We start from the raw sequence: 23,458 nt of genomic DNA, 5'->3' as shown, positions 1-23,458 counted from the left end.
CAACCTTGCTGCCTGTTCTGATGCTATCGCGAGGCAAGCCCGCGCCAACGCCACCACCCGGTGAATTCGTTAGATCATCTCTTCGGCGCCCTTGCCGCCAAGCACGATCTCGCCGGCATCGGCCATGCGCCGGGCGATGGTGAGGATTTCTTTCTGCGCCGTTTCCACGTCGCTGACCCGCACCGGCCCCTTGGCTTCCAGATCGTCGCGCAGCAGCTCCGAGGCACGCTTGGACATGTTCTTGAAGATCTTGTCCTTGACCCGCTCGTCGGCGCCCTTGAGCGACACCACCAGCACGTCCGAGGACACTTCGCGCAGCAGCGCCTGGATGCCGCGGTCGTCGACGTCGGCCAGGTTGTTGAAGACGAACATCAAGTCTTCGATCTGCTCCGACAGGTCGTTGTCGATTTCGCGGATCGAATCCATCAGCTGACCTTCGACCGAGCTGTCGAGGAAGTTCATGATGTCGGCAGCGCGCTTGATACCACCCAAGGTGGTGCGCGCGGCGTTGGAGTTGCCGGAGAACTGCTTCTCGAGGATCTGGTTCAGTTCCTTGAGCGCCGCCGGTTGCACGGTGTTGAGCGAGGACACGCGCAAGATGATGTCCAGACGCACCTTGTGGTCGAAGTTGCCCAGCACCTCACCGGCCTGGTCAGGGTCAAGGTAGGCCACCACAATCGCCTGGATCTGCGGGTGCTCGTAGCGGATGACGTCGGCCACGGCGCGCGGCTCCATCCACTTCAGGCTGTCCAGGCCGCTGGTGTTACCACCCAGCAGGATGCGGTCGATCAGGCCGTTGGCCTTGTCCTCACCCAGCGCCTGGTTGAGCATCTTGCGGATGTAGCCGTCGGAGCCCACGCCCAGGCTGGTCTGGTCGCCGACGATCTCGACGAACTCGCTCATCACCTGCTGAACCTGCTCGCGATGGACGTTGCCCATCTGCGCCATGGCCACACCGACCCGCTGCACTTCCTTGGGGCCCATGTGCCGCAGCACCTGGGCGGCATCGGTCTCGCCCAGCGAGAGCAGGAGGATCGCCGCTTTGTCGGTGCGGCTCAGCTTGGCGGTAACGGCTCGGTTATCACTCATCGGCGTTGATCCACTCTTTCACGACCTGGGCCACGCGACCCGGGTCTTCGGCCACCAGGCCTTTGATTGCGTTCAGCTGTGCCTCGTAACCCTCGCTTGGGCTCGGCAACAGAATGCTTTGCGGGCCACCGAGGCTGACGCGGTCGTTGGCCAGTTCGCCATCCAGACCGATCATCCCGCCCAGTTCCATGTCGCTATCGCTGGCAGCCTGCTTGCCGCCACCGGTGATGTTGTTGAGCACAGGACGCAGCACACCGAACACCAGCACCAGGATGAACACCACGCCGAGCACTTGCTTGACGATGTCCCAGAACCACGGCTGCGAGTAGAACGGAATGTCAGCGATTTCCGTGCCACGGTCGGCGGCGAACGGCACGTTGATCACCGTCACGCTGTCGCCACGGCTGGCGTCGAAGCCAACGGCGTCCTGTACCAGGCGGGTGAAGCGCGCCAGATCTTCGGCGCCCCACGGCGCACGAGTCATTTCGCCCGTGGCGGCATCGAGCTTGGCCTGGTCATCGACTACCACGGCCACCGACAGGCGGCTCAGACGCCCTTGCTGCTGGCGGGTGTGGCTGATCGAGCGATCCAACTCGAAGTTCTTGGTCGACTGCTTGCGCTTGTCGGCCGGGTACGGCGCGAGCATCGGCTGGCCGGTGACCGGGTCCATGATCTGTGCGCCGTTGGCATCGAGCAGCGGCTGGCCAGGTTGGACTGCCCCGGCAGGCGGCGCTGCGGCGGTCGCGTTTTCCGGCGCTGCGGCACCGGCTGGCGGCTGGTTGCTCAGGGCGCCAGGCACGCCTTGCGGGCCTTGGCTGCTGGTGCGCTGCTCATCGACCGACTGCTCGCTGCGCAGCGCCGGCTGATCAGGGTTGAACTGCTCGGAGGTGGACTCGGTGGCACTGAAGTCGACGTCTGCCGAAACTTCGGCCTTGTAGCGGTCGTTGCCCAGCACCGGCTGCAGGATGTTGTGCACGCGCTGGGTGAGCATGCCTTCCATGCGGCGGCTGTAGTCGAACTGTTTGCCAGCCATGGTCAGGGCAGTGTCTTGCAACTGATCGGAGAGCAGGTTGCCCTTCTGGTCGACCACAGTGACCTGCGACTTGTCCAGCTCCGGCACACTGGTAGCGACCAGGTTGACGATCGCCATCACTTGGCCCGATTCCAGGGCCCGGCCCGGATACAACTCGACCAGCACCGAGGCGCTCGGCTTGCGCTCGTCACGCACGAACACCGAGCTCTTCGGAATCGCCAGGTGCACGCGGGCGGCCTTGACGTTGTTCAGGCTGGAGACGGTGCGGGCCAGTTCGCCTTCGAGGCTGCGACGGTAGCGGGTCGCCTCCATGAATTGGCTGGTACCCAGGCCCTGCTCTTTGTCGAGCAGCTCGAAGCCAACATTGCCATCGCTTGGCGCCACGCCAGCGGCAGCCAGTTTCAGGCGCGCACGGGAGAGGTCGTCGGCCTTGACCAGCAATGCGCCGGAGTTGGGTTCCACGTTGTAAGGAATGTCAGCCGCGCCGAGCACTTCCATGACTTGCTTGGTATCCATGCCCGCCAGGCTGCCGTACAGCGGCCGGTAGTCCGGCTGTTGCGACCAGAGCACCACGGCAAAGCCGATCGCCACGCTGGCAGACAGGCCGACCAGCAGGCCAACCTGACGCAGCATGGGCATCTGCGAGATGTTTTCCAGGAACGCCATGCCAAACAGCGGCGGCTTTGCCGCTGGCGGGCCACTTTTGGCGGGGGCGTTATCGACGACTGCTTCGGCCATGACTCAATCTGTCCTCAAACCGGCATCTGCATGATGTCCTGGTACGACTGAACAACTTTGTTGCGTACCTGGGTCAGCGCCTGGAAGGACACGGTGGCTTTTTGCGAAGCGATCATCACGTCGGTCAAGTCGACACCGCTCTTGCCGATTTCGAAGGCATTGGCGATCTGCGACGAGGCCTGCTGGGTATTGTGCACGGCACCAATGGCACTGCCGAGCAGATCGGCAAAGCTGCTCTGCCCCGGCGCCAGCTCAGGCGCGGCAGCGACCTTGGGCAGCGACATGGCATCGGCCTGCATGGCACGCATGTCCAACATCAGACGATTGAATTCAACACCTTGGCTCATGAACTTCTCTCTCCGGCGGCCGCATTTTTTTGACACTCATGCAGCGGATAGGCTGGAGCTAGCAACAAGAGTGCCAGCCCAATCCACAATCGCGTTAAAAATCCTCGATCAGCCGAACAGGCTGGCCTCTACATCCAGCCCAGCATCACGCATCTGCGCCAGCTTGTAGCGCAACGTGCGCGGGCTGATGCCCAGGCGATCGGCAGCCTCTTTGCGTCGGCCACGTTCGGCGCGCAAGGTGTCGATGATCATCTGGTATTCATGACGGCGCATGTCGTCGCCCAGGCCACTGGCTTGGCCTGCGGCTTCAGGCGATGCCGGCTCGCTACTGACCGCAACGGGTGCCGACAAGGCAATGGCGCCACTCAGACAGAAATCCGCCGCCTCGATCACGCCACCCTGCTGCAGAATCAATGCGCGCTGCAACGCATTGTCCAGCTCGCGCACGTTGCCCGGCCACTGGTGCCCCTGCAGGCAGGCACGGGCATCCGCAGACAAGCGCACCGGGGCGTGCTTCATCTTCGCCACGTGACGCGCCAGCAGACGCTCGGCCAACGGCAAGATGTCGGCACTGCGCTGGCGCAGCGGACTCCAGGCCAAGGGGAACACCGACAAACGATAGTAAAGGTCTTCACGGAAGCGCCCCGCCGCCACTTCGCCCGCCAGATCACGGTTGGTCGTGGCCAGCACGCGAATATCCAGGGCGATCGGCTTGCGCCCACCCACCCGCTCCACCTCCCGCTCCTGCAGCACGCGCAGCAGCTTGGCCTGCAAGCCCAGCGGCATTTCGGAGATCTCGTCGAGCAACAGGGTGCCGCCGTCAGCCTGTTCGAACTTGCCCGGCTGGGCGGCGATGGCGCCGGTAAAGGCGCCCTTCTCATGGCCGAACAAAGTGGCCTCGAGCATGTTGTCGGGGATCGCCGCGCAGTTGATCGCGACAAACGCCTGGGTCGCGCGCGACGATTGCTGATGAATGTAACGCGCCAAGACTTCCTTGCCAGTGCCCGACTCACCAGAAATCAGCACGGTCGAATCGCTGCGCGCAACCCGCGCGGCCAGCTCCAGCAGCTGGCGACTGGCAGGCTCGCAGGCTACCGGCCCTTCTTCGTCGACGCCGCCCACCCGCCCACCGGCATGGCGCTCGACCAGGCTGAGCAGCGCTTTGGGCTCGAAAGGCTTGACCAGATAATCGGCAGCGCCCTGGCGCATGGCCTCGACCGCACGCTCGACCGCAGCGTGGGCGGTCATCAACAGCACCGGCAACTGCGGATGATGACAGCGCAACTGGGCCAGCAACTGGTGGCCGTCCATGCCGGGCATGTTGACGTCACTGACCACCAGGCTGAACGCTTCGCCTGCCACGGCTTCGAGCGCCTCTTCAGCAGAACCTACGGCGTGATAGGCAAACCCACCCAGCTCCAGGGTGTCGGCCAGGGCTTGACGCAAGACCCGATCATCTTCGACCAGCAGCACCTTGATGCCCATCACACGCCCCCCGCAGGCAGCTCGCCGATCAGCGGCAGAACAACCTGCACACAGGTACCACGCCCCACTTTCGAGCGCACCTTCAGCGCGCCTTGGTGGGCCCGCACCACTGCCTGAACTACCGCCAGCCCCAGACCGGTACCGGTAGCCTTGGTGGTCAAAAATGGCTCGCCCAGGCGCGCTAACAGCTGCGCATCAATGCCAGAACCTGCGTCACTCACGCTCAGGTGCAATGACTGCCCACGGCGGAACAGGTGAACCTTGACCCGCGCCGGGCCTTGGCAGGCCTGCAACGCGTTCTCGATCAGATTGAGCAAGGCACCCACCAAGGTGTCGCGATTGCACAGCAACTCACCCAGGTGAATATCGCACTGCCAGCGCACCGCATGCCCCTGCACATGTGATTGCGCCGCTTGCTGCAGCGCCTGGAACAAGGCCTTTGGGCCGATCCGATCAGACACCGGCAGCTCGCCGCGGGCGAATACCAGCATGTCGCGAACCTGATGCTCCAGCTCATGCAGGCGCTCTTTCAAATTGCCGGCAAAGCGCTGGCGCGTGTCGCGCGGGAGCTCTTGCTCGGCATCGGCCAGGTGACTGGCATAGAGCATGGCCGCCGACAACGGCGTACGGATCTGATGGGCCAGTGAAGCGACCATCCGCCCCAACGACGACAGCCGTTCATGACGGGCCAACTGATCTTGCAGGCGACGAGTTTCAGTCAAATCATTGAGCAGCACCAACTGGCCCGGCTCGGCATCCAGCGAACGGGTGGCGATCGACAAGCGCCGACCATCACGCAGCGACACCTCATGCCCATCGTCCTTGCGCGGGGCAAAGCTGCGGGCGATGACCTGCCGCCACAGCTGACCAATCAGCGGCTCACCGAGCAGCTCGCACGCGGCCGGATTGGCTTCGCGCACAAAGCCCTGGGCATCGATCACGATCACCCCGCCGGGCAGCAGGTCGAGCAGGTTTTGCAAACGATTGGCCAGGCGCTCCTTCTCGTCCAGCTCAGCCATGCGCTGGGCACTGACCACCGCCAGCTCGCCCTTGAGCTCGCTGACGCGCGCCTCAAGCATGCCGTACGACTCGCTGAGCTGGCTGGAGACCTGACTGAACAGCGCGAAGGCCTGTTCAAGGCCCAGTCGACTTTCCTGCTCGACCGGGGTACGCCCCTGCGGATCGGGGACTCGGGAAATCGTGGCGACTTGGGGCATCGTGCTCTCTCGCGTGACTGACCGTCAAAAACGGTGTGTTGCCTGCGATATAGCAATAGCCGTGCCGGAGATTCGAGAGGGCGTTGCGAAGAAAACCACAAGTGGGCGTGGAGCCCCTTGAATACGGGGCCTTGCGCCCCTGCAAATGGTGTGGACATTAGCTTCGGCGGGCCATCCCTTGCCCGGACCGAAGCGAACAGGCGTCAATCCTCCGCCTGCTCCTCGCCATCACGACGGCTCATACCGTACTTGCGCATCTTCTCCACCAGCGTGGTGCGACGAATACGCAGGCGCTCGGCGGCCCGAGCAACGATGCCATTGGCGTCGTCCAGCGCCTGCTGGATCAAGCCTTGCTCAAGGCTACCCAGGTAGTCCTTCAAGTCGAGGCCTTCCGGCGGCAACATGGCGTGGCTGGAGAAGTCCGGCGCGTGGCCATTGATCGCCACCCGCTCTTCAAGGTCGCTGCGCAAGCTGTCGACCAACTGCTCGTCTTCGTCATCGACGTAGCGGAATTTCTTCGGCAGCTCCGACACCCCGATCACCCCATAGGGGTGCATGATCGCCATGCGCTCGACCAGGTTGGCCAGCTCACGCACGTTGCCCGGCCAGCCATGCCGGCACAGCGACATGATCGATGCCGAGTTGAAGCGGATCGAGCCGCGCTTTTCGTGCTCCATGCGCGAGATCAGCTCGTTCATCAGCAGCGGGATATCCTCGACGCGCTCGCGCAGCGGGGCCATCTCGATGGGGAAGACGTTCAAGCGGTAGTACAGGTCTTCGCGGAAAGTGCCGTCCTCGATCATGGTCTCGAGGTTCTTGTGCGTCGCGGCAATGATGCGCACATCGATGCTTTGGGTCTTGTTGCTGCCCACCCGCTCGAAGGTACGCTCCTGTAGCACGCGCAGCAGCTTGACCTGCATCGGCAGCGGCATGTCGCCGATCTCATCGAGGAACAGGGTGCCGCCGTTGGCCAGCTCGAAACGCCCGGCACGGCTGGTGATCGCCCCGGTGAAGGCGCCCTTCTCGTGACCGAACAGCTCGCTTTCGAGCAACTCGGCCGGGATCGCCCCACAGTTGACCGGCACGAACGGCGCTTCGCGGCGCTTGGAGTGATAGTGCAGGTTGCGCGCCACCACTTCCTTGCCGGTGCCCGACTCACCCAGGATCAGCACGCTGGCGTCGGTATCGGCGACCTGCTGCATCATCTGGCGCACATGCTGGATGGCGCGGCTGGTCCCGACCAGGCTGCGGAACAGGTTCGGCTCGCGCTGACGACCACGCTCACGGGCCTGGTCGTACATCTCGCGATAGACCTGGGCACGGTGCAGCGAGTCGAGCAGCTGGCTGTAGCTGGGCGGCATTTCCAGGTTGGACAAGACCCGGCGGCGCAAATCTTCCGGGAACTCCGCAGAAGAAATTTCACCCAGAAGCAGAACTGGAAGGAACTCATCCCAGGCAGCCACTGTCTTAAGGAGCCCCAACACACTGGCTGGCGCATTTACGGTTCCGATGAGTACGCAGAGCACTTCACGACTGGAAGACAACGACTCCACCGCTTGCTGCCAATCCTGGCTGGAGCACGGGAGGTTTTCTTCGCCGAGGAAGTTCAACACCACCGCCAGATCGCGGCGGCGGGCGCTGTCGTCATCGATCAGGAGAATCTTGGTTTCACGCCACATGCAATAGCAACTTCCCTAGTCATATCGGCGCCCGAGGGCGTGCTCGACATCATTCCGACTGAATGGTCAGTGTTCGGACGTCTGAAATTCGAAAACAGCCACTAGTAAAGTCAAAAAACAGCACATAGTCAAATTTATGGCGCGCAGCTTTTTGCATCTTTCAGTGTCAGCTGAACAGATGGTATACCTTCGCCGCGTTTTTCGCCTGACGGATTTGCGCCATCTCGTCGACTACTGATTGACGCTCGCCACTTGCAACCTCGATTAGGTGCCGGTAAGTCTCCAGCAATTGCTCAAGACTTGCCCGCACCGCACCTTCGTTTTGCGATGCCTCTGCCAGCACGTCCTCGACGCACAAGCGGCATTCGAGGTCGAGCTCGCCCACCGCATCCCAATCGCGTCCGGCCAGGGCGGCCAACAACGCCTCACGGGTCTGTTCGATGCGCTCGATAACCTCGCTCATGACACTCTCCTTGAATCAGCCTTCAGGCTGCTGGTCGGCGATTGCATCCCAACCTTCCTTGACCGTGATCAGCAGGCGCGCGACTTCGTCGATGATCGCCGGATCGCCATTGATGTTGGCATCGATCAGACGGCGGCTCATGTAGGTGTACAAATTATCCAGGTCAGACAAGCTGTCGGCGTGCTTCTCAAGGTCCAGGCCTTCGCGCAGACCACCAATGATGTCGATGGCCTTGCCGATCAAGACACCACGCTGGGCGACATCCTTGCGCGCTATGGCGCCTTTGGCCTGAGCCAAGCGGTCCAGGCCACCCTGCATAAGCATCTGTACCAGACGGTGCGGGCTTGCTTCAGACGTCTGCGCCACGCCGTTGACTTTCTGGTATTGCCGAAGGGCCAACATCGGGTTCATGGATCTACCTCGTTGCAGCGAAAAGGTTGCGTATACCCTGTGTATCGCCGTCTCGTCAAAAAACTTTAGCGCCAAAACAAAAAGCCCGGTGCGTCGATATGACGCTACCGGGCTTTACGCATCAGCCTTGAATCAGGATTTCTTGGCTTGGGCGTTGATTGCTTCGAAGATCGAGGTGATCTGGTCCGCCTGGGCTTTCATCTTGCCCAAGGCGGTGTCCAACGCCACGTACTTCTTGGTCAGCGATTCGGTCAACGACTCGGTACGTCGATCCAGAGCCGCCTGTTGGTCGCTCAGGTTCTTGGCGACCTTGTCCAAATTGTTCTTGCGCGTGGCCAAGCTGCCATCGACAGCGTTGTACGGCTCGATCGCCTTGTTCATGCGCTCGAAAATACCATTGGTACCGCTGAACAGCTCCTGCACCTCGCTGCCCAGCTTCTTGTCGTTCAGCGCCGCGGTGAACTTGGTGCTATTGAACTCCAACGTACCGTCTTTCTGGGTGTTGATACCCAGCTGACTCAGCGTGGTCAGGCGATCACCGGAGCCGACCTCCGCCAATACGCCACGCACATCGGCAAGCAGCGAGCGGGTGGTCGGATCATTGGTCAGCGGGCCCAGGGAGAGATTGTCATTTTCATCGCGGCTGGTGCTGGTCAATGCAGCAATGGTTTTTTGCAGCGCGTTATAGGCGTCTACGAAACTCTGGACCGAGGTCTTGAGCCCATCATTGTTGGCCGAGACGGTTACATTGGTCTTGGTACCAACCGCAGCCCCAGTCAACTCAAGGGTAATCCCGCTGATCGCACTAGTAACCTTGTTGGTGGCACTGCTAACCTCCAGGCCATCGATCTCCAGCACGGCATCCTTGGCGACGTCGGTGATATAGCCAGCACCCGCCGTCTTCATCGACTGGGTGCCGTCGATGTTCAGCTCGGTAATATCGCCAGTTACCGAGATATCGGTCTTGGCACCCGTGGTAGTCGAGCCCAGCACCAGGCGTGCACCGTCATCACCGGTGATGATGTTTGCGGAAATACCGCTGATGCCCAGCTCTTTGTTGATCTGGTCACGCACGCTCTGCAGGGTCGCACCGTCTCCCACTGTGACGGTGTATTTCTTGGTGCCCTGCTCAATGATCAGGTCGCCCGCCGGAATGGACTTACTTGCCCCCTCCTCGAACGCCTGGCTTGCCACCTTGGAGCTGGTAGCCAGGTTTTTCACTTCAATGCTGTAGGTGCCTGCCACCGCGGTGTTGCTGGCAGTAGCTTTGACAAGGTTCTCGTTCCCCGATGCGGCAGCATAGGCGTTGAACGACGGCGCGGTCTTGTCGTTAAGCTTGCTCATGGCGGTGGTGAAGGTCGTGAGGGCACTGCGCAGCGAGCCGATCCCGGAGATGAACGCCGTATTGTTCGCGGTCTGCCGAGTGATCTGCGCCTGCTTGGCGGCCGTATCGGACTGGACCAGGGCAGTAACGATCTCGGTAATATTGAGACCAGACCCCAGACCTGTACTGGAAGTAATCGGGCTTGCCATGCTGTATTCCCTCTCGTCAATGCGCCAGGGGCACTCCTGCGGACCTGGCCTTCACTGCATCATGATGTTCGCCGCCGATCAAACCTTGGCGTCGAACAGAAGACTATTGACATCGCTCAGGCTGTGGGCGATCCGCAGCGCCTCTTCAGAGGGCAGCTGACGAATCAACTCACCGGTGTCGCTGGCGATGATCTTGACCACGATCTTGCCGGATTCTTCGTCCGTGGAGAACTCCAGGTTGCGTCGGGTCGAACTAAAATATTTTTCTATCTCGGAAACAGCATCCCTGACCTTTTCGGCATCGTTGACCACCGAAGGTTTTTGCAGATCACTGTCACGATTGATGTCCGCCGAGCGGGTAACCGATTTGTCGGCAACCGATTTATCGGCGACCTGCTCGGCCGAACGTGCGGCCGGGTAGGATAGATTCAGCTTGACGCTCATGTCCATGTCTACCACCTCGCAATGAAAAGGCGGGGAAGTGCCTCAAAGTGCACTCCCCCGCCAACGACCATCAGCGATTACTGAAGCAGTTTCAGAACAGCGGATGGCAGCTGGTTGGCCTGAGCCAGAACTGCGGTCGAAGCTTGCTGCAGGGTCTGCTGCTTGGTCAGCTGAGCAGTTTCAGCAGCGAAGTCGGTGTCCTGTACACGGCCACGGGCGGCTTCGGCGTTTTCGTTGATGTTTTGCAGGTTGTTGATGGTGCTGGTCAGACGGTTCTGAACGGCACCCAGGTCAGCACGGGTGTTGTTGATGTTCTTCAGAGCGTCGTCAATGGCGGTTACTGCGCCGCTGAAGTTAGCTTCGATCTGAGAGCTATCGCCAGTGATCGACTTGCTAGCCAGAGCGCTCAGAGCGCCGGTGCTGTCCATTGCGTCGGTCAGGGTGATGCTGATCTGGTTGTCGGTACCGGTGTTGGAGCCAACTTGGAAGACCAGGGCGGCGGTGTTGCTACCGTCCAGCAGGTTCTTGTTGTTCAGCTGGGTGCTGTTGGCGATACGGTCGATTTCTTTGAGCATCGACTGGAATTCTTTGTCCAGCGCGTCACGATCTTCCTCGGTGTTGGAGTCGTTTCGTGCCTGAACGGCCAGCTCACGCATACGCTGCAGAATGTTGGTCTGCTCTTGCATCGCGCCTTCAGCGGTCTGAGCGATGGAGATCGCATCGTTGGCGTTTTTGATCGCCATGGTCTGACCTTTGATCTGCGAGGTCATGCGAGTAGCGATCTGCAGGCCAGCAGCGTCGTCTTTGGCGCTGTTGATTTTCAGGCCGGAGGACAGACGGCTCATCGAGGTGCTCAGTGCATCGGAAGCACGGTTCAGGTTCTTCTGAACGCCCAGAGAGGTGGTGTTGGTGTTAACAGTCAAAGCCATGACGAATTCCTCGTTGGATTGGGTACTACGGCTTCCGGCCTTGGCAATTCGCCGGGTGTGGCACAGAGAACCTTCGTAATAGTTATCGTCGTCAAGGCGGGTTGCTTTAGCGGATTTTCAAAAAAATTTACTGGCATCCTGCCAGCCCAATGAAATCAGGGAGTTGACGCCAAGAAACAGGCGACTGGTTGGCAAGAGCCAATCCCTGCTTTTGTACAGTGGCGGTACAGACCACAAAATACACACGAACAAAAACGCCGCCTGGAAATCGGCGGCGTTTTTTATCGGCAGCTGTTATCAGTCGCGACGCTCAATGATTGCCGAGCCCCACGACAAGCCCACGCCAAAGCCGCTCATGGCAATGCGCTTGTGCTGCGAACCTAGCACGTGCTTCTCAAGCAGTAGCGGGATGCTCGAAGACACGGTGTTGCCAGTCTCGACCATATCCTTGACGAACTTCTGCTTGTGCTCGCCGTCATTGAAGCGCTGCGACACGGCATCGACAATCGCCGCACTGCCCTGATGCAAGCAGTACAAGTCGATGTCTTCAGCTTGCAGCTGACTGGCTTCGAGCAGCTGCTGCAGATGCGCCGGCACCTTGATCAAGGCAAAGTTATAAACCTGGCGACCATTCATGAAGAACTTGCCATCCGTGGTGCGCAGATGCTCAGCGCCAGCACCATCGCTACCGAACAGCGACTTGCCGAGCTGCCAAGTGGCATCCTCGCCCATCCAGGTCGCGGTGGCGGCATCACCAAACAGCATGGTGGTGTTGCGATCCTCAGGGTCGACGATCTTCGAATAGGGATCAGCAGTTATCAGCAGGCCATTCTTGAGGCCTGCAGCCTCCATGAAGCCCTTCATGGCATAAATGCCATAGACATAGCCGGAGCAGCCCAGGGAGATGTCGAATGCCGCCACGGCAGTCGACAGCCCCAATTTATGCTGGACGATGGCAGCCGTGTGCGGCAACCCTTCGGCATCGCCATTCTGCGTCACGACAATGACAATATCGATAGACGCCGGATCAAGCGACGGATTGGCGCCAAACAGGTTCCTCGCGGCCTCCACACACAGGTCGGAGGTTTCCTGAGTCGCTTCTTTGCGCGGCAAGAAGGTCGAACCGATCTTGCCGAAAATGAAATCTTGGTCCTTACCGAATTTCGCGCCTTGGGCGTAGTTGTCTACCCCTTCAGCCGGCACGTAACTGGCGATACTTTTAATGCCAATCATATGGCTTCCCAATTCAGAAAAAGCAAAATGCCCACTGTGCACCACGAACCCAAGCCAGTTCAGGCGTAAGGCCTCCTGGCAACGCTGGTCGAAGGCTCAGCTGTTCCCGGTTGTGGCAATCATAACAGTGAAGATGCCCGCCGTGACTTCCAAGTCACGCGCTTTTGTCGAATCAGATTGTCGGCGCGACGGAAAAAACCTGCATCAGCATGCTTGCTGGATGAGCAGGGGCAGCGCGCCCACAACACACTAAGGACGGGGCTTTTGCTCAGCGCATGCCCAGCTGGCATGGCTGACTCGGGGAGTTGTCATCGTGGCGCCTAGCTGCATAGCTCGGCGCCGCGACCTTTTCATGGTGAGCGGTGCTCAAGGCTGATATCAACTGCCCTGACCATGACAAGAACTAGTGCGTCTGGACCTGAGTGAATGCCACCAGCTTTTCCAAGACATCCTTAACGATTGCCTCACGCCCTTGCATCTCACTGAGCCTGCGCACAGCTTCGTTCAACTGGCGGATATCCTCCGGATCTTCTGCAAAGTTGATGATTCGGTTATTGCCATAGACCTTACCGTTCTCGAACGCTTCGGCCGCGTCGATCATTCGATTCGGGTAGCGATCTACGCAGGCTTCATCCTTTACGAAAACCGCCACGAAATCATTCCATACGTCGACCTGTTGAGGGGTCACATATGACTCAAGCAGCGCAGGATTCATGCCTTGGCGCTTGGCCCATGTGACCAGCGCGCTGCCTGCGTCAGGATAAAACCGCCAGCAGTCTACCGGATAGCGATGGAAGGCTCCGTTCGACGGTACGTTGATGAAGAGCAGCCCATCAGGCTTGAGCACTCGCAAACATTCGCTGAACGAAAGCCAGAACATCTCCGAATGCTCGAGGCATGAGGAGGTGACCACCACATCGACAGACTCACTCTCGAAGGGAAGGCAATACGGGTCTGTCAATACGACATCCACCCCGTTGCCGACGACAAAGTCCACGCCTATATAGTGCGCGCCAGCGGGTGAGACCTCACGAAGCGAACCATTAACGTCTTGCGCGCCTATTTCCACGATAACCGTAGCGCTGGAGGCTCGGGCTTCATCCAGGTAGGTATCGAAAAACAATTTCCCATTTTGCATGGCTGTTGGGTGCATCGAGTACCAACTTTCGAAATCAAGGAAGGAAAAGGTTGACGCTGGTCTTCAGCTAACTACCGCTCTGAAAACATACTGCAAGGGCAACGCATCCTGCACAGCCATCTCCGGATCCCTGCCTGCCGCCGCAGCCATAGCGTGGATGGCTGGAAGGAATCTTTCGCGCTGAGGCTCATCGAACACCCGCGGCACCCCTGCTTCAACGGTCAAACCGGCCTGGGTAAACAGTTCGAGCATGGTCACAAGCGTGAACCAGCGAATGTGCGTGCGATCGAACAAGCCCGAATCCTCATAGCGGAAGTCGCCCACGCTGAGTCGAGCCTGCACGCTCCAGTGCTGCGCGTTGGGAATGCACGCCACGACACAACTTCCCGGTGCGCTGGCTTCGCGAATCTTCTGCAGAAGCTGCCACGGATCGTACAAATGCTCGAGCACATCGCCAAACACCCAGCAGTCGGCGGCCAGATCTTCAGCCAGCAACTGCGCACTGACCGTTTCGATGTTCATATCCAGGACGCGGTCACAGTGCTCACGCGCCAACTGGGCATAGCTCGGATCGATCTCGATACCGATGTAGTGAACATCCGGATTCAGTTTCTTGTATTCGCGGGCAAGCGCACCCGAACTGCAACCGATTTCAACAACACGCTTGGCGTTGGTCGGCATCAGCTTGAGCAAATCGGGGTTATGGAATTGATGGACCGGAGTTTGTTTCTGCACGCTCGTCTCCTGAGGTGTGGGCTCGCCGCCTTCGGCATATTTGGCTTGATAACGACGATAACTTTCGCGCCACATGGGGGTACCGAAGGCGCCGCCACTTTCGTGGACGACACTTAGCGGCCAGGTGCCCATGCTCAGGCCGCCCAGTTCGGCTGAGCGGCAGAAATCCATGTCATAGAAATGAAATTCGAATTGCTCGTCAAAACGTACATTCGCCTCCCAGAGGCGCTCGCTGTCCGCCGCAAGGAACAACCCATCGAGCAATTTACAGGCTTGCGGCACCGGGCCGAAGTTGGACACATTGCAAGGGAAACTGCTGCCGTGCCCGACGATACCGCTCAGGTAACGCTTCTCATCCCAGGTAAAGCGATCATCCACGAAAGCCCATGCAGGCTGACCGGCAAGACGACGGGTGTTGCCGGCAAGACCAATCACATCGAATGTTTCTACCGCCTCACGCAGGCGCTCACTCCAGGAAAAATCACACAAGTGCACATCATCGTGAACGAAGACCAGGATGGCGGGGTCTTCTTTCGCTTCATCGATGGCGCGATTGTAAATACTTGAAAGTCCCTGCTTGTTCTCAGCGAACAACATCAGATCCACAGGGTTGGCCGCTTCGTGGATCAGCAATGATCGGCCAAGCGCCGTCTTGGTCGAGAAGTCCTGCCGAGACTCACGAGTTCCACAAACAATTCGAATAGGTTTCATGTGGGCACTTAAATGTTGGATTTTTGACGAGTGCATGAGACACGCGCGCCTGCGCAGCATCTCATGCAACTCCAATACCAAGAGCGCTCAATGCCTGTGCCGCCTACCTCAGCAAGCAACCACAACAGGCTTGAGCGGTGCATGACGACTCGGCTCAGGTCAATGCCATCAACCACGCCAAGCTGGCCTCAGGGCTCAACGGCCGATCGAAGGCGCGCCCGCTAAAAGCCTGTGGCCAACGCTGCGCCAAGGCCTGGGCGACGCTTGTATCAACATCCGAAAGTTGTGTGGTTCGCACTTGTGCCTGAGGTGTCCAGACCACCAACAACCCCGCCTGTTGTGCATTGAGGCACAGATCGATGTCCGCGCCCGGCATCGCCTGCAAACCACCGCACTGTTCGAATAATGGCTTGCTCACCATCAGACATTCGCCGCAAACCGCGGCACAACCCCGCACCGACAATTGCCACTGATCATCAGCGCACTGCCAGAGCGAATGAATCTGCGGGCCATCCAGCAACCCATAAGCTGCATGCACCAGTTGATCGTCCGCGTCATAAAGGGCACCCCCCACTACCCCGATTTCCGGCCGCTGGGCTTCGTTAAGCAGGCCTTCAAGCCAGGCGGGATTAATCACCTCACCGCCCTGCGAAAGCAGCACCAGGTAGTCGCCACGCGCTTGGCTCGCGGCAAGATTGAGCAGCTCATTGCGTGATGCGTCTGGCTCACCGGTCAGCAGCCTTACTCGGTTACCCAACCCTTGGCGCTCACCGACTTCTGGGGCACCTGCCTGCCCCGCACACGCCACCACCACCTCATAACGAGGGTAGCGGGTTCGCTGCAACACACTGGTCAGACAAGCTTGCAGAGGCGCCAGTCCCTGCTCACTGGCCAGCAGGATGCTGATCAACGGCGTGCTGTCGTGTCGAAAATCAACCTGCAACCCCAACGCTCCCCGATCGCTGACATGACCGCGATAGCCGAGGTCTCGCAAGTGGCGCTCAAGCACCGGTACAGCGTCTGTGCGCAATGCCTGCGAGGGTTGCTCACCGAGCACCAAGTAGTCATCCAGATGAGCCAGGCTAGCGATGCCATGTGTTTGCACCAAGCGCAGCAGAAGATCGAACTCCACTGCGTGAGGCTGGGCTTCACTATATCCGCCCAGCTCCAGCACGGCCTGGCGCCGCACCAACCAGTGGCGCGACATCAGCGCGGGCTGACCACGCAGCAGATCAAGATCGGCGCCTGGACGCACGACATCGTGCAGTCGCCCCTGTTCGTCATGCTGGATTTCGTTGGCACAAATAGCCTGGCATGCCGGGGACTCGCCCAGCTCTACCGATAGGTGCAGCAAACCACCACTGAGCAGCTGTTCGCCAGCCTGCAACAACAGCAGCCACTCACTGGGCAAATGCTGCAGGGCCTGGTTCAGGTGGGCAACCCAGTTGTCTTCAGTCACCTGGATGAAGTGCAGCGTATCGCGTGGCGTGGTAATCACCGGCGACTTACCTGCCTTGAGCACCAACAGCTTGAAGTTGCGTATGCCGACGCTCAGCAAGCTGTCAAAAGTGGCCTGCAGAGCACTGTCATCGTTACCCAAATCCAGCACCACGAAAGCAATCTGTGCAGAAGTGGAGCCTGCAAGGTGCGCCAGCACACGCTCACGCGCAGCGTTATCCGGAGTCGACGCCGCGAGCCTTGCCAGTACCTGCCCAGAAACGGTAGCTGCCAAGCCTTGCTCAGCAGCCAGTAGCGGGACTTCAGCTAGACGCTGTAGCCAGTCGTTCATTTCGCCAGCGCGGACGGCATCGCCCGCGCTCACCAACGATGCCGCAAGCCGCTCACACACTTCACGATTGAACAGGCCTAAGGTCAAGGCTTGCCAGTAACGATGCTGAAGACTCTCAGCGGTGTCGTTGGGATGGTTCTGCAATAGCTGGCGCTGACGAACCCAGCTGCCCTCCAAAGCCTGGTACTGCTGCCGACCCGCCGGCCAGGCATGGCAGAGGAACTCCAGCGAAGTCAGGCAACTGAACAGCGCGCCGTTGTAGTACGGCAACTCCACGAACTGACGTGGCTCGAACACCCGCCCAGGCTCATCGATGACACTTTTCCAGGAGGACGTGAACAACAAAGGCAGTTCAACCGGCGCATAGGTGTTGCGAACAAAACCATTGAGCAACGCAAAGCCTGCGTCCCCCTTGCACACGCCCAAGCCAGCACCATCCCACTGGAACAAAGTGCGCACGGTCTGAGTCAATCGCTCCTCGCGGTTGGCCGCAGCCAAGGTGCAAGGCAGGTACTCAGACACTACATCGGTCTGTTCAAGAGTTTCGATCACCCCTTGAGCCAGGAGCGCATAGGACAATCCCACTCGCCAGCCGGCAAAATTCAGACCGCCAGGCAAGGATGCCAGCGCGGCCTGCACAGCTGATACACGCAACACCGCACGCCAAGCTTGTTGAGAGGCTTGAGCATACTGCTGCAAACGTGCCGCTGCACCGTGCTCAGCAGAGGCATGCACAGCCGCTCCGACCTTGTGATAGGTCACTTGCTCACGGCCTACCGCGTAGCCCAATGCGTAACCCTGCGCACCGATCGAGTGGGTTGAGCGCTGCACTTGGGCAGCAGCACTGTCCAGCGCTGCAGGCAAACAGAAATCACCATCCAAGGCCAAGACCACCAACGGCGTGCCTACCTCTTGCAGTGCCACTGACAAGCGCTCACTACACAGCTCACTGGGGCTGTCAGGATGCAAAGCCTCCAACGCCAGACACGGCACACCTGCTTGTTGGTAGAAGTGCTGCGCCCGCGCACGCAGTTCGGCCTGGTGCCCAAGCAGCACGACCGTCACATCACTGCGCGCCCCAGTTGCATTTGCGTTCATAAAATACCTGTTTCTAAAAAATGGGTTCATCGCCCGGACTTGCCGAGCATCAGAATTCAGTCAGCCAACCAGGCATTTGCCCAATGCTGCAAATGGCTCGGGGTAAGCACGTAATCTCGCAGTACCGCTTCACGCAGCGCATCGCCCTGACGGTAGCTGGCCTGTGGGTCGGCCAGATGCATACGAATGGCCGCCAACCACTGTTCGGTCGAGTTGTCAGGCACTCGAGTACACGGCAGGTAACCGGCATAGGCTTTGGTATCGGTGCAGATCACTGGATAGCCGCAAACGCCATATTCCAGCAGGCGCAAGTTACTCTTGCAGTCGTTGAACAGGTTTCGCTCCAACGGTGCCAAGGCCAGATCGAGGTTGAGGCTGGCCAGCTTCTGCGGATACTGCGCCAGCGGTACGCCCTTGTGGAACTCTTTTACATACGGGCGCAGGATCTGCGGGCACATGCCAAAGAACACCCAGTCGACCTGATCGGCCAGCGTCTTGACGACCTCCAGCATCAGCTCCAAGTCGCCCCGATGACTGGTGCCTCCAGCCCAGCCGACACGCGGCTTGACGCTGGTCTGGCGCTGACTGGTGAGCCCCGCCCACAGGGGCGCGGCGAGCATGTTGGGGACTACCCGAATGTCATGGTGCATATGCGACAGTGCATCGGCCAAGGTTTCGGTAGAGACTACCAAGCGATCACACAGACCGACTGCCTGGCTGAGTAATGCCCCGATATTGCTCGGCCAATTTCGCACATGGTCGTTCTTTTTTGGTGGATCGAGGATGTAATCATCGATCTCAAAGATGCGACGCGCATTGGAAAACTGCTTGAGCTGAGTGATCTCTTTGATACTGTCGCTGTTGTAACGCAACTGCAGAATCATCACATCCGGCTTTTCACGTTCAGTCTCGATCAGTTTAGGCATGCTGTAACTGAGCCGCCCTTGAATCCAACCCTCACGCTCAAGCTCAGTGAACGGCTGAATGACTCGATAATGACCTACGCCCGTGGTATTGAAAGGCAATGCCAATACCGAAGGCATCGCTCGGGCAATGAAAGGATCCCAGCCGCTCAGCGTGCCTGGCTCAAGATTGAAACTGCCTTGGGTAAGGCTAAGGTTGCGGTTGTACGCGGGATCACAAGCAATGCGGGATAACCAGCGCTGGTAGAAAGCCTGTTGATCTAACGCCTGATGAGCGCCGCTGACTGTCGCATTCATGCGGGCTACCTTGGAAAACGGCGTCCAAACCACCAGATAACCAAGTTCACGCGCGCGCAGGCACAGATCAGCATCCAGCCAGCAATCTTGCAGCGCAGTCGTATCCAGGCCCTGCAACTCATGGAACAGCTCGCGCCGCACAACCAGACAATCCAGGCTCAAGGCACTCCAGTTCTGCACCAGGCGCAGGCGCGTTAGGTAACAGTCATCGGCCGCACACCCCTGAAACGGGTTGCCTGCCGGGCCTCTGAGCCCCAACACCAAAGCGCCAGAGGCAATCGCACCGTCAGGTGCATAGAGTTTCGGCCCGACCACTCCGACCTCTGGACGCTGGGCCTGACGCATCAGCTCATCGAGCCACATCCCATCAAACAAAGCGCAACCGGCATCGAGTAGCAATAGATACTCGCCACGGGCATATGCACTCGCCTGATTCAGACTCTGCGCTCGGTCCGGCCCCTGAACCTGGATCACCCGCAACTGATCTCCGCCCATCCCCTGCATCGCCGCCAGCCAACTACGGACCTGCGGCGGCTCGTCACCACTACTGATGAGTAGCACTTCATACGAACCATAGCGGGTGTGCTCGAACAGCGACTCGACACAACGCTGCAATGTCGCCAAGTCAGCCCCAGCGTGAATCAAGATCGATACGCTGGCGGACTGCTGATGCACATAGCGCACCCGCGTCGTCGCGCTATCGGCGATCGCCTCTACCTGAGCATCAATCCCCAGGCGCTGAAGGTGCGCCCTCACCACAGGAGTGGCATAGGCCTGAATGGATGGCTGCTCCATCCACTGGGCATAGCTGAACTGACTTTGAACCAACAATTCGCCAACGTGCTCGACCACATGCAGGCCATGAGCTTCGACCAGACGCCAGAGTAGGTCGTGGGGCGCCAAGGCTGCGAACTGCGGGTCAAAACCACCCAGCGCGGTCAAAGCCTCACACTTGAACGCCAACTGCCGCCCGACATAGGGCAGGCTGCGCATCAGATCGAGATTGAAATCCGGCTTGAAGACCGGCTGCGTGGACTTACGCCCATCGTGCGCGCCTTCATCGCAGTACAAACACAAGCTCTGCGTACGCAGTGCCATGCGCTCAGCCATGATGATCAACGCCTGGGGATGCAAGCGATCACCGGCTTGCAGCAGCATAATCCAGTCGGCCTGATCGCCCTTGCCCAACAATCTGTTGAGCTGCTCGAAGCCATCGCCCTGCCGAAGCTGTTGCTTCACGCCTGGATAGGCAGAGACTGGCAAGTCGCTCGGCCCCAACACCAGGATAGAGCTGGCAAGGTAAGACTGCGCAGCCAGGCTGTCCAAGGTTGCGCGAAGGGCAAGCTCTTCGCCCTCATCACACAGCACCACAGGCATGATCCGTGGCTGACTGGGCCACTGCTGAATACGCTTGGGCAGCAGCCGCAGCTGCCCCTGCGACAGTGCTCGACAGTCCAGCCACTCGGCATACACATCAGAAAAATCGACGCTTTGCGTACCCACCTGCTGCCTGAAGGAAGCCATCTGCTTGGTCAGGTAATTGCGTACATCCAGCTCTTCCCAGGCGTGATCGGCAGTGGCGCTGTACAGCTTTAGCGGCAGATAACGCACATAACCCTCGGCAGGTGCATTCTCGCTGGTACGCGCTGCCAGCATCTGCAACAACCACTCACTCTCGGTGACTGCGGCTTCGGTCATTGCCACTTGATGACTGAGCCTGCCCGCATGAATGCGCTCAAAGCTCAGTACCTGATCGAGGCTGGCGAAGTGACCGCGGCGCAGCAAGCAGATATACAAGGCCATATCCAGCCGTGCAGCAAAGCCCTGCCCCTCTTGCACCAGCGTCGCAAGGTACTCTGCGACCTGAGCACGACGGAACAATGCATGGCTGATTCCACCAAACAAGTTGACGGTGTTATCCGCTACGCAGGCCAGCAAGTCAGTACCGTGAAGCACGGCGCTTGTCGGCGAAATCAAGCAGTTGAGCAAGCGGGAAGGAAGCAGGGTATCACTCGCATCGCAGAGCAGCCGCTGGCCAATGACGATACTGACATCGTCGTGCTCGCGCAGCACGCTGGCCTGGCGGCTGATGCAATGATTGAGCAGCGTATCATCGTCGCAGAGGAACTTGACCAAGTCTCCGCGAGCATGGCCCAAACAACTCAGCAAATTGCGGGCAAAGCCCAGACGCCCTGGATTACGCACATAGCGCAGGGGCACTGGCGAGCTGTTGGCTAGCTCTTGGTAGATCGCTTCGATCTCAGGTCCGGCGCTGTCATCACAAACGATGACCTCCAGGTTTGGATAGTCCTGACTGACTGCGCTAATTAGCGTGCCGCGAAAGAATTCCGAATTGAACGCTGGAATGGCGATACTGACGAGAGGATGTGCGCTCACGAGGACTCACTTAGACAATTAATCAGTCTTTCGGAGCAACGCCTGCTCCATCACAGCGCTGCGCTGTTTCTAAGAGAAAGCTCGCCTTCTCGACCATCGTGAGAAAGCGAGCCTTGGGCAACTCAAGACAAAACGGCTTTTACCGCCAAGCAACTCAATTAGATGTAATTGACCAGCGACAAGCCTGCGACCTTGGCGTAAGCCTGCAGGGAGGCTTGCAGCATGTTGGTCTGCATCTGCAGGCGCAGCATCACCTCGGCCGGATCGCTTTCCCGGATCGAACTCTGGGTCTTGAGGTTCTCCGTACTCAGCGCTTCGTTAGTTTCAGCTTGTACGTCAAGCGCTTGACCACGGCCACCGATGGCACTGATCGAGGAGCTGACCTGGTTCTGGGCACTGGCGATGTTGCCGATTGCCGAATCCAGCGAGGCCAGGAAGTTCTTCTGCGCCACCGGATCGGAATCCACAGGAGTGGCGAGTGCTTTACGCAACTGACTGATGGTGTCGAGAACGTTCTGGGTCTGATGGGTGTCAGCTTTCACCGCGAACGAGTCCCCGGCATCCGGAGCCGTTGACAGTGTGAACGTGATACCCCCAGCAGTGGCTGTGTAGGGATCGGCCGTGGTACCTGTCCCCGCCAGCGTACCACTGCCGATTGGCCGGCTGTTGGCACTCACTGGAGCGGCATAAAGCTCGAATTGGGTCGGGTCGGTATCGGAAAATTTAAGCACCGCGCCGCCACCGGGGAATGCCGCTTTGTACAGCGTCTCATCGGTGATGCTGGCGCCGGTGACTTGGCTACCGGACGGACCATTGCCAGGGCTACGGGTACCGCTGATGGTGTCTTCCTTGGCGCCAAGAGTGAAGGTATGGCCTGCAATGGCGGCATCGTAGTCAGCCTCGTCACCGGCCTGGAAGCTAACGCTCAGGCGCAGGTCGACGCCGCGGAAGTTGATCGAGGTATTGGCGCCCTTAGGGTCGAACTGACCGCCTTGGGTAGCTTCCAACGTCACATCATTGCCATTGGTATCGGTGATCTTGAACTGAGTACTGCTGGTGAATTCAATGGTGTAGGGCTCGCCACTGCGGAAGCGGTCATTGAAAACCGAGCTCCCGGAGACCTGTCCGTTGGACAGGCTCACGCGTCCATCGTCGGTTGCCGGCGCTGTCAGCTTGGTTTCGCTACGGCTGGTGTTCAGCGCTTGCTCAAAAGCGTCGTAGCCCGTTTCATTGGCAGCCAGGCTGAGCATGTCGCCGACCTGGAGCATCAGATTACTTTGGTCGCCCTGGTAGGTGTAAGTCCCATCGGCGTTACGCGCATAGGGCGGGGTATCACCCTTGGAACCGGAGAACAGATAGGCGCCGTTCTCGTCCTTGCTGTTCATCAGCGAAAACAGCTGGGTTTCCAGAGACGCCAACTCATCGGCATTGGCCTGGCGGTCAGCATCCGTAAAACCGGCGTTACCGGAACTGATCGCAAGCTCATTGACCCGCTGCAGGATGGTGCCAATCGAGTTCAAGGTGCTTTCGGCCGTGCCCAGCGCGTTGCGCACGCTGGTGATGTTGCCCGAATACTGCTTGAGCATGTTCTGCTGCTGCTCAAGCTGCAGCAGGCGCGCAGCGCCAACCGGATCGTCTGCGGCAGTGCGCACGCGGATGCCGTCGCTGGCTTCCTGCTGGGTCTTCACCGTGTTGGCGAAATTGCGCTGATAGTTGGCGCTGTTGGTGTTGTAGAACTGCGAAGTGGAAATGCGCACGGTCTACGGCTC

17 protein-coding genes are annotated in these 23,458 nt (G+C 59.4%); all 17 read right to left on the bottom strand.

Translation table 11 applies throughout. The features are described from left to right. Positions 1 to 69: 69 nt before the first annotated feature. The 17 genes from fliG to ACF8K2_RS26285 all read right to left on the bottom strand — a co-directional run bounded on the left by fliG (position 70) and on the right by ACF8K2_RS26285 (position 23,446). Positions 70 to 1,089, bottom strand: a complete 1,020-nt coding sequence (fliG, locus tag ACF8K2_RS26365) for a flagellar motor switch protein FliG (RefSeq protein WP_186555973.1) — start codon at positions 1,087 to 1,089, stop codon at positions 70 to 72. Beyond that, positions 1,082 to 2,860: a flagellar basal-body MS-ring/collar protein FliF gene (fliF, locus tag ACF8K2_RS26360; protein ID WP_186555972.1), complete on the bottom strand. Its 1,779-nt coding sequence runs from the start codon at positions 2,858 to 2,860 to the stop codon at positions 1,082 to 1,084. Before fliF ends, fliG begins: the two co-directional genes overlap by 8 nt. A gap of 14 nt (positions 2,861 to 2,874) precedes the next feature. Continuing rightward, complete coding sequence (gene fliE, locus ACF8K2_RS26355; RefSeq protein WP_186555971.1) at positions 2,875 to 3,207, bottom strand: flagellar hook-basal body complex protein FliE; 333 nt, start codon at positions 3,205 to 3,207, stop codon at positions 2,875 to 2,877. A 108-nt stretch (positions 3,208 to 3,315) separates the two neighbouring features. Beyond that, positions 3,316 to 4,692, bottom strand: a complete 1,377-nt coding sequence (locus ACF8K2_RS26350) for a sigma-54-dependent transcriptional regulator (protein WP_392468931.1) — start codon at positions 4,690 to 4,692, stop codon at positions 3,316 to 3,318. Next, positions 4,692 to 5,909, bottom strand: coding sequence for a sensor histidine kinase (locus tag ACF8K2_RS26345; protein WP_392468928.1), 1,218 nt, complete (start codon positions 5,907 to 5,909; stop codon positions 4,692 to 4,694). Before ACF8K2_RS26345 ends, ACF8K2_RS26350 begins: the two co-directional genes overlap by 1 nt. Positions 5,910 to 6,112: 203 nt before the next feature. Next, the gene (gene fleQ / locus ACF8K2_RS26340) at positions 6,113 to 7,588 is read right to left on the bottom strand and encodes a transcriptional regulator FleQ (protein ID WP_264235056.1); all 1,476 of its coding nucleotides are present in this window, start codon (positions 7,586 to 7,588) and stop codon (positions 6,113 to 6,115) included. A 166-nt stretch (positions 7,589 to 7,754) separates the two neighbouring features. Then, positions 7,755 to 8,051: a flagellar protein FliT gene (gene fliT, locus ACF8K2_RS26335; protein WP_392468922.1), complete on the bottom strand. Its 297-nt coding sequence runs from the start codon at positions 8,049 to 8,051 to the stop codon at positions 7,755 to 7,757. A gap of 15 nt (positions 8,052 to 8,066) precedes the next feature. Beyond that, positions 8,067 to 8,462, bottom strand: a complete 396-nt coding sequence (fliS, locus tag ACF8K2_RS26330; RefSeq protein ID WP_392468920.1) for a flagellar export chaperone FliS — start codon at positions 8,460 to 8,462, stop codon at positions 8,067 to 8,069. 132 nt (positions 8,463 to 8,594) lie between these two features. After that, on the bottom strand, positions 8,595 to 9,995 hold the full coding sequence (gene fliD / locus ACF8K2_RS26325; RefSeq protein WP_392468918.1) for a flagellar filament capping protein FliD: 1,401 nt from the start codon (positions 9,993 to 9,995) through the stop codon (positions 8,595 to 8,597). 78 nt (positions 9,996 to 10,073) lie between these two features. Further along, a complete protein-coding gene (locus ACF8K2_RS26320; protein WP_392468915.1) occupies positions 10,074 to 10,445 on the bottom strand; it encodes a flagellar protein FlaG in 372 nt (123 codons plus the stop codon). 71 nt (positions 10,446 to 10,516) lie between these two features. Beyond that, on the bottom strand, positions 10,517 to 11,368 hold the full coding sequence (locus tag ACF8K2_RS26315; protein WP_392468912.1) for a flagellin domain-containing protein: 852 nt from the start codon (positions 11,366 to 11,368) through the stop codon (positions 10,517 to 10,519). A gap of 297 nt (positions 11,369 to 11,665) precedes the next feature. Continuing rightward, a complete protein-coding gene (locus ACF8K2_RS26310; RefSeq protein ID WP_392468909.1) occupies positions 11,666 to 12,601 on the bottom strand; it encodes a ketoacyl-ACP synthase III in 936 nt (311 codons plus the stop codon). Between the two features lie 403 nt (positions 12,602 to 13,004). Continuing rightward, positions 13,005 to 13,754 carry a methyltransferase domain-containing protein gene (locus ACF8K2_RS26305; protein ID WP_392468907.1) on the bottom strand — a complete coding sequence of 250 codons (750 nt, stop codon included), beginning with the start codon at positions 13,752 to 13,754 and terminating at the stop codon, positions 13,005 to 13,007. 48 nt (positions 13,755 to 13,802) lie between these two features. After that, positions 13,803 to 15,185, bottom strand: coding sequence for a methyltransferase domain-containing protein (locus ACF8K2_RS26300; protein ID WP_392468905.1), 1,383 nt, complete (start codon positions 15,183 to 15,185; stop codon positions 13,803 to 13,805). 154 nt (positions 15,186 to 15,339) lie between these two features. Next, a complete protein-coding gene (locus tag ACF8K2_RS26295; RefSeq protein ID WP_392468903.1) occupies positions 15,340 to 18,072 on the bottom strand; it encodes a glycosyltransferase in 2,733 nt (910 codons plus the stop codon). Between the two features lie 56 nt (positions 18,073 to 18,128). Further along, positions 18,129 to 21,689 (bottom strand): glycosyltransferase, encoded by a 3,561-nt coding sequence (locus tag ACF8K2_RS26290; RefSeq protein ID WP_392468897.1) that lies wholly within the window; start codon positions 21,687 to 21,689, stop codon positions 18,129 to 18,131. Positions 21,690 to 21,847: 158 nt separating this feature from the next. After that, complete coding sequence (locus ACF8K2_RS26285; RefSeq protein ID WP_392468894.1) at positions 21,848 to 23,446, bottom strand: flagellar hook-associated protein 3; 1,599 nt, start codon at positions 23,444 to 23,446, stop codon at positions 21,848 to 21,850. Between the last annotated feature and the right edge of the window lie 12 nt (positions 23,447 to 23,458).

Origin of the sequence: Pseudomonas sp. xss_2 (assembly GCF_043104195.1) — a bacterium.
GTDB lineage: Bacteria > Pseudomonadota > Gammaproteobacteria > Pseudomonadales > Pseudomonadaceae > Aquipseudomonas > Aquipseudomonas urmiensis.
Note: the sequence above shows the minus strand (reverse complement) of the source record. Positions and strands in the feature narration are given on the sequence as shown.

What these genes read in the sequence shown, in the direction of transcription:
- ACF8K2_RS26300 (WP_392468905.1), bottom strand. Translation starts at nt 15,185, where the DNA reads ATGAAACCTATTCGAATTGTTTGTGGAACTCGTGAGTCTCGGCAGGAC.
- fliG (WP_186555973.1), bottom strand. Translation starts at nt 1,089, where the DNA reads ATGAGTGATAACCGAGCCGTTACCGCCAAGCTGAGCCGCACCGACAAA.
- ACF8K2_RS26345 (WP_392468928.1), bottom strand. Translation starts at nt 5,909, where the DNA reads ATGCCCCAAGTCGCCACGATTTCCCGAGTCCCCGATCCGCAGGGGCGT.
- ACF8K2_RS26310 (WP_392468909.1), bottom strand. Translation starts at nt 12,601, where the DNA reads ATGATTGGCATTAAAAGTATCGCCAGTTACGTGCCGGCTGAAGGGGTA.
- ACF8K2_RS26315 (WP_392468912.1), bottom strand. Translation starts at nt 11,368, where the DNA reads ATGGCTTTGACTGTTAACACCAACACCACCTCTCTGGGCGTTCAGAAG.
- ACF8K2_RS26350 (WP_392468931.1), bottom strand. Translation starts at nt 4,692, where the DNA reads ATGGGCATCAAGGTGCTGCTGGTCGAAGATGATCGGGTCTTGCGTCAA.
- fleQ (WP_264235056.1), bottom strand. Translation starts at nt 7,588, where the DNA reads ATGTGGCGTGAAACCAAGATTCTCCTGATCGATGACGACAGCGCCCGC.
- ACF8K2_RS26295 (WP_392468903.1), bottom strand. Translation starts at nt 18,072, where the DNA reads ATGAACGCAAATGCAACTGGGGCGCGCAGTGATGTGACGGTCGTGCTG.
- fliT (WP_392468922.1), bottom strand. Translation starts at nt 8,051, where the DNA reads ATGAGCGAGGTTATCGAGCGCATCGAACAGACCCGTGAGGCGTTGTTG.
- ACF8K2_RS26320 (WP_392468915.1), bottom strand. Translation starts at nt 10,445, where the DNA reads ATGGACATGAGCGTCAAGCTGAATCTATCCTACCCGGCCGCACGTTCG.
- ACF8K2_RS26305 (WP_392468907.1), bottom strand. Translation starts at nt 13,754, where the DNA reads ATGCACCCAACAGCCATGCAAAATGGGAAATTGTTTTTCGATACCTAC.
- fliD (WP_392468918.1), bottom strand. Translation starts at nt 9,995, where the DNA reads ATGGCAAGCCCGATTACTTCCAGTACAGGTCTGGGGTCTGGTCTCAAT.
- fliS (WP_392468920.1), bottom strand. Translation starts at nt 8,462, where the DNA reads ATGAACCCGATGTTGGCCCTTCGGCAATACCAGAAAGTCAACGGCGTG.
- fliF (WP_186555972.1), bottom strand. Translation starts at nt 2,860, where the DNA reads ATGGCCGAAGCAGTCGTCGATAACGCCCCCGCCAAAAGTGGCCCGCCA.
- fliE (WP_186555971.1), bottom strand. Translation starts at nt 3,207, where the DNA reads ATGAGCCAAGGTGTTGAATTCAATCGTCTGATGTTGGACATGCGTGCC.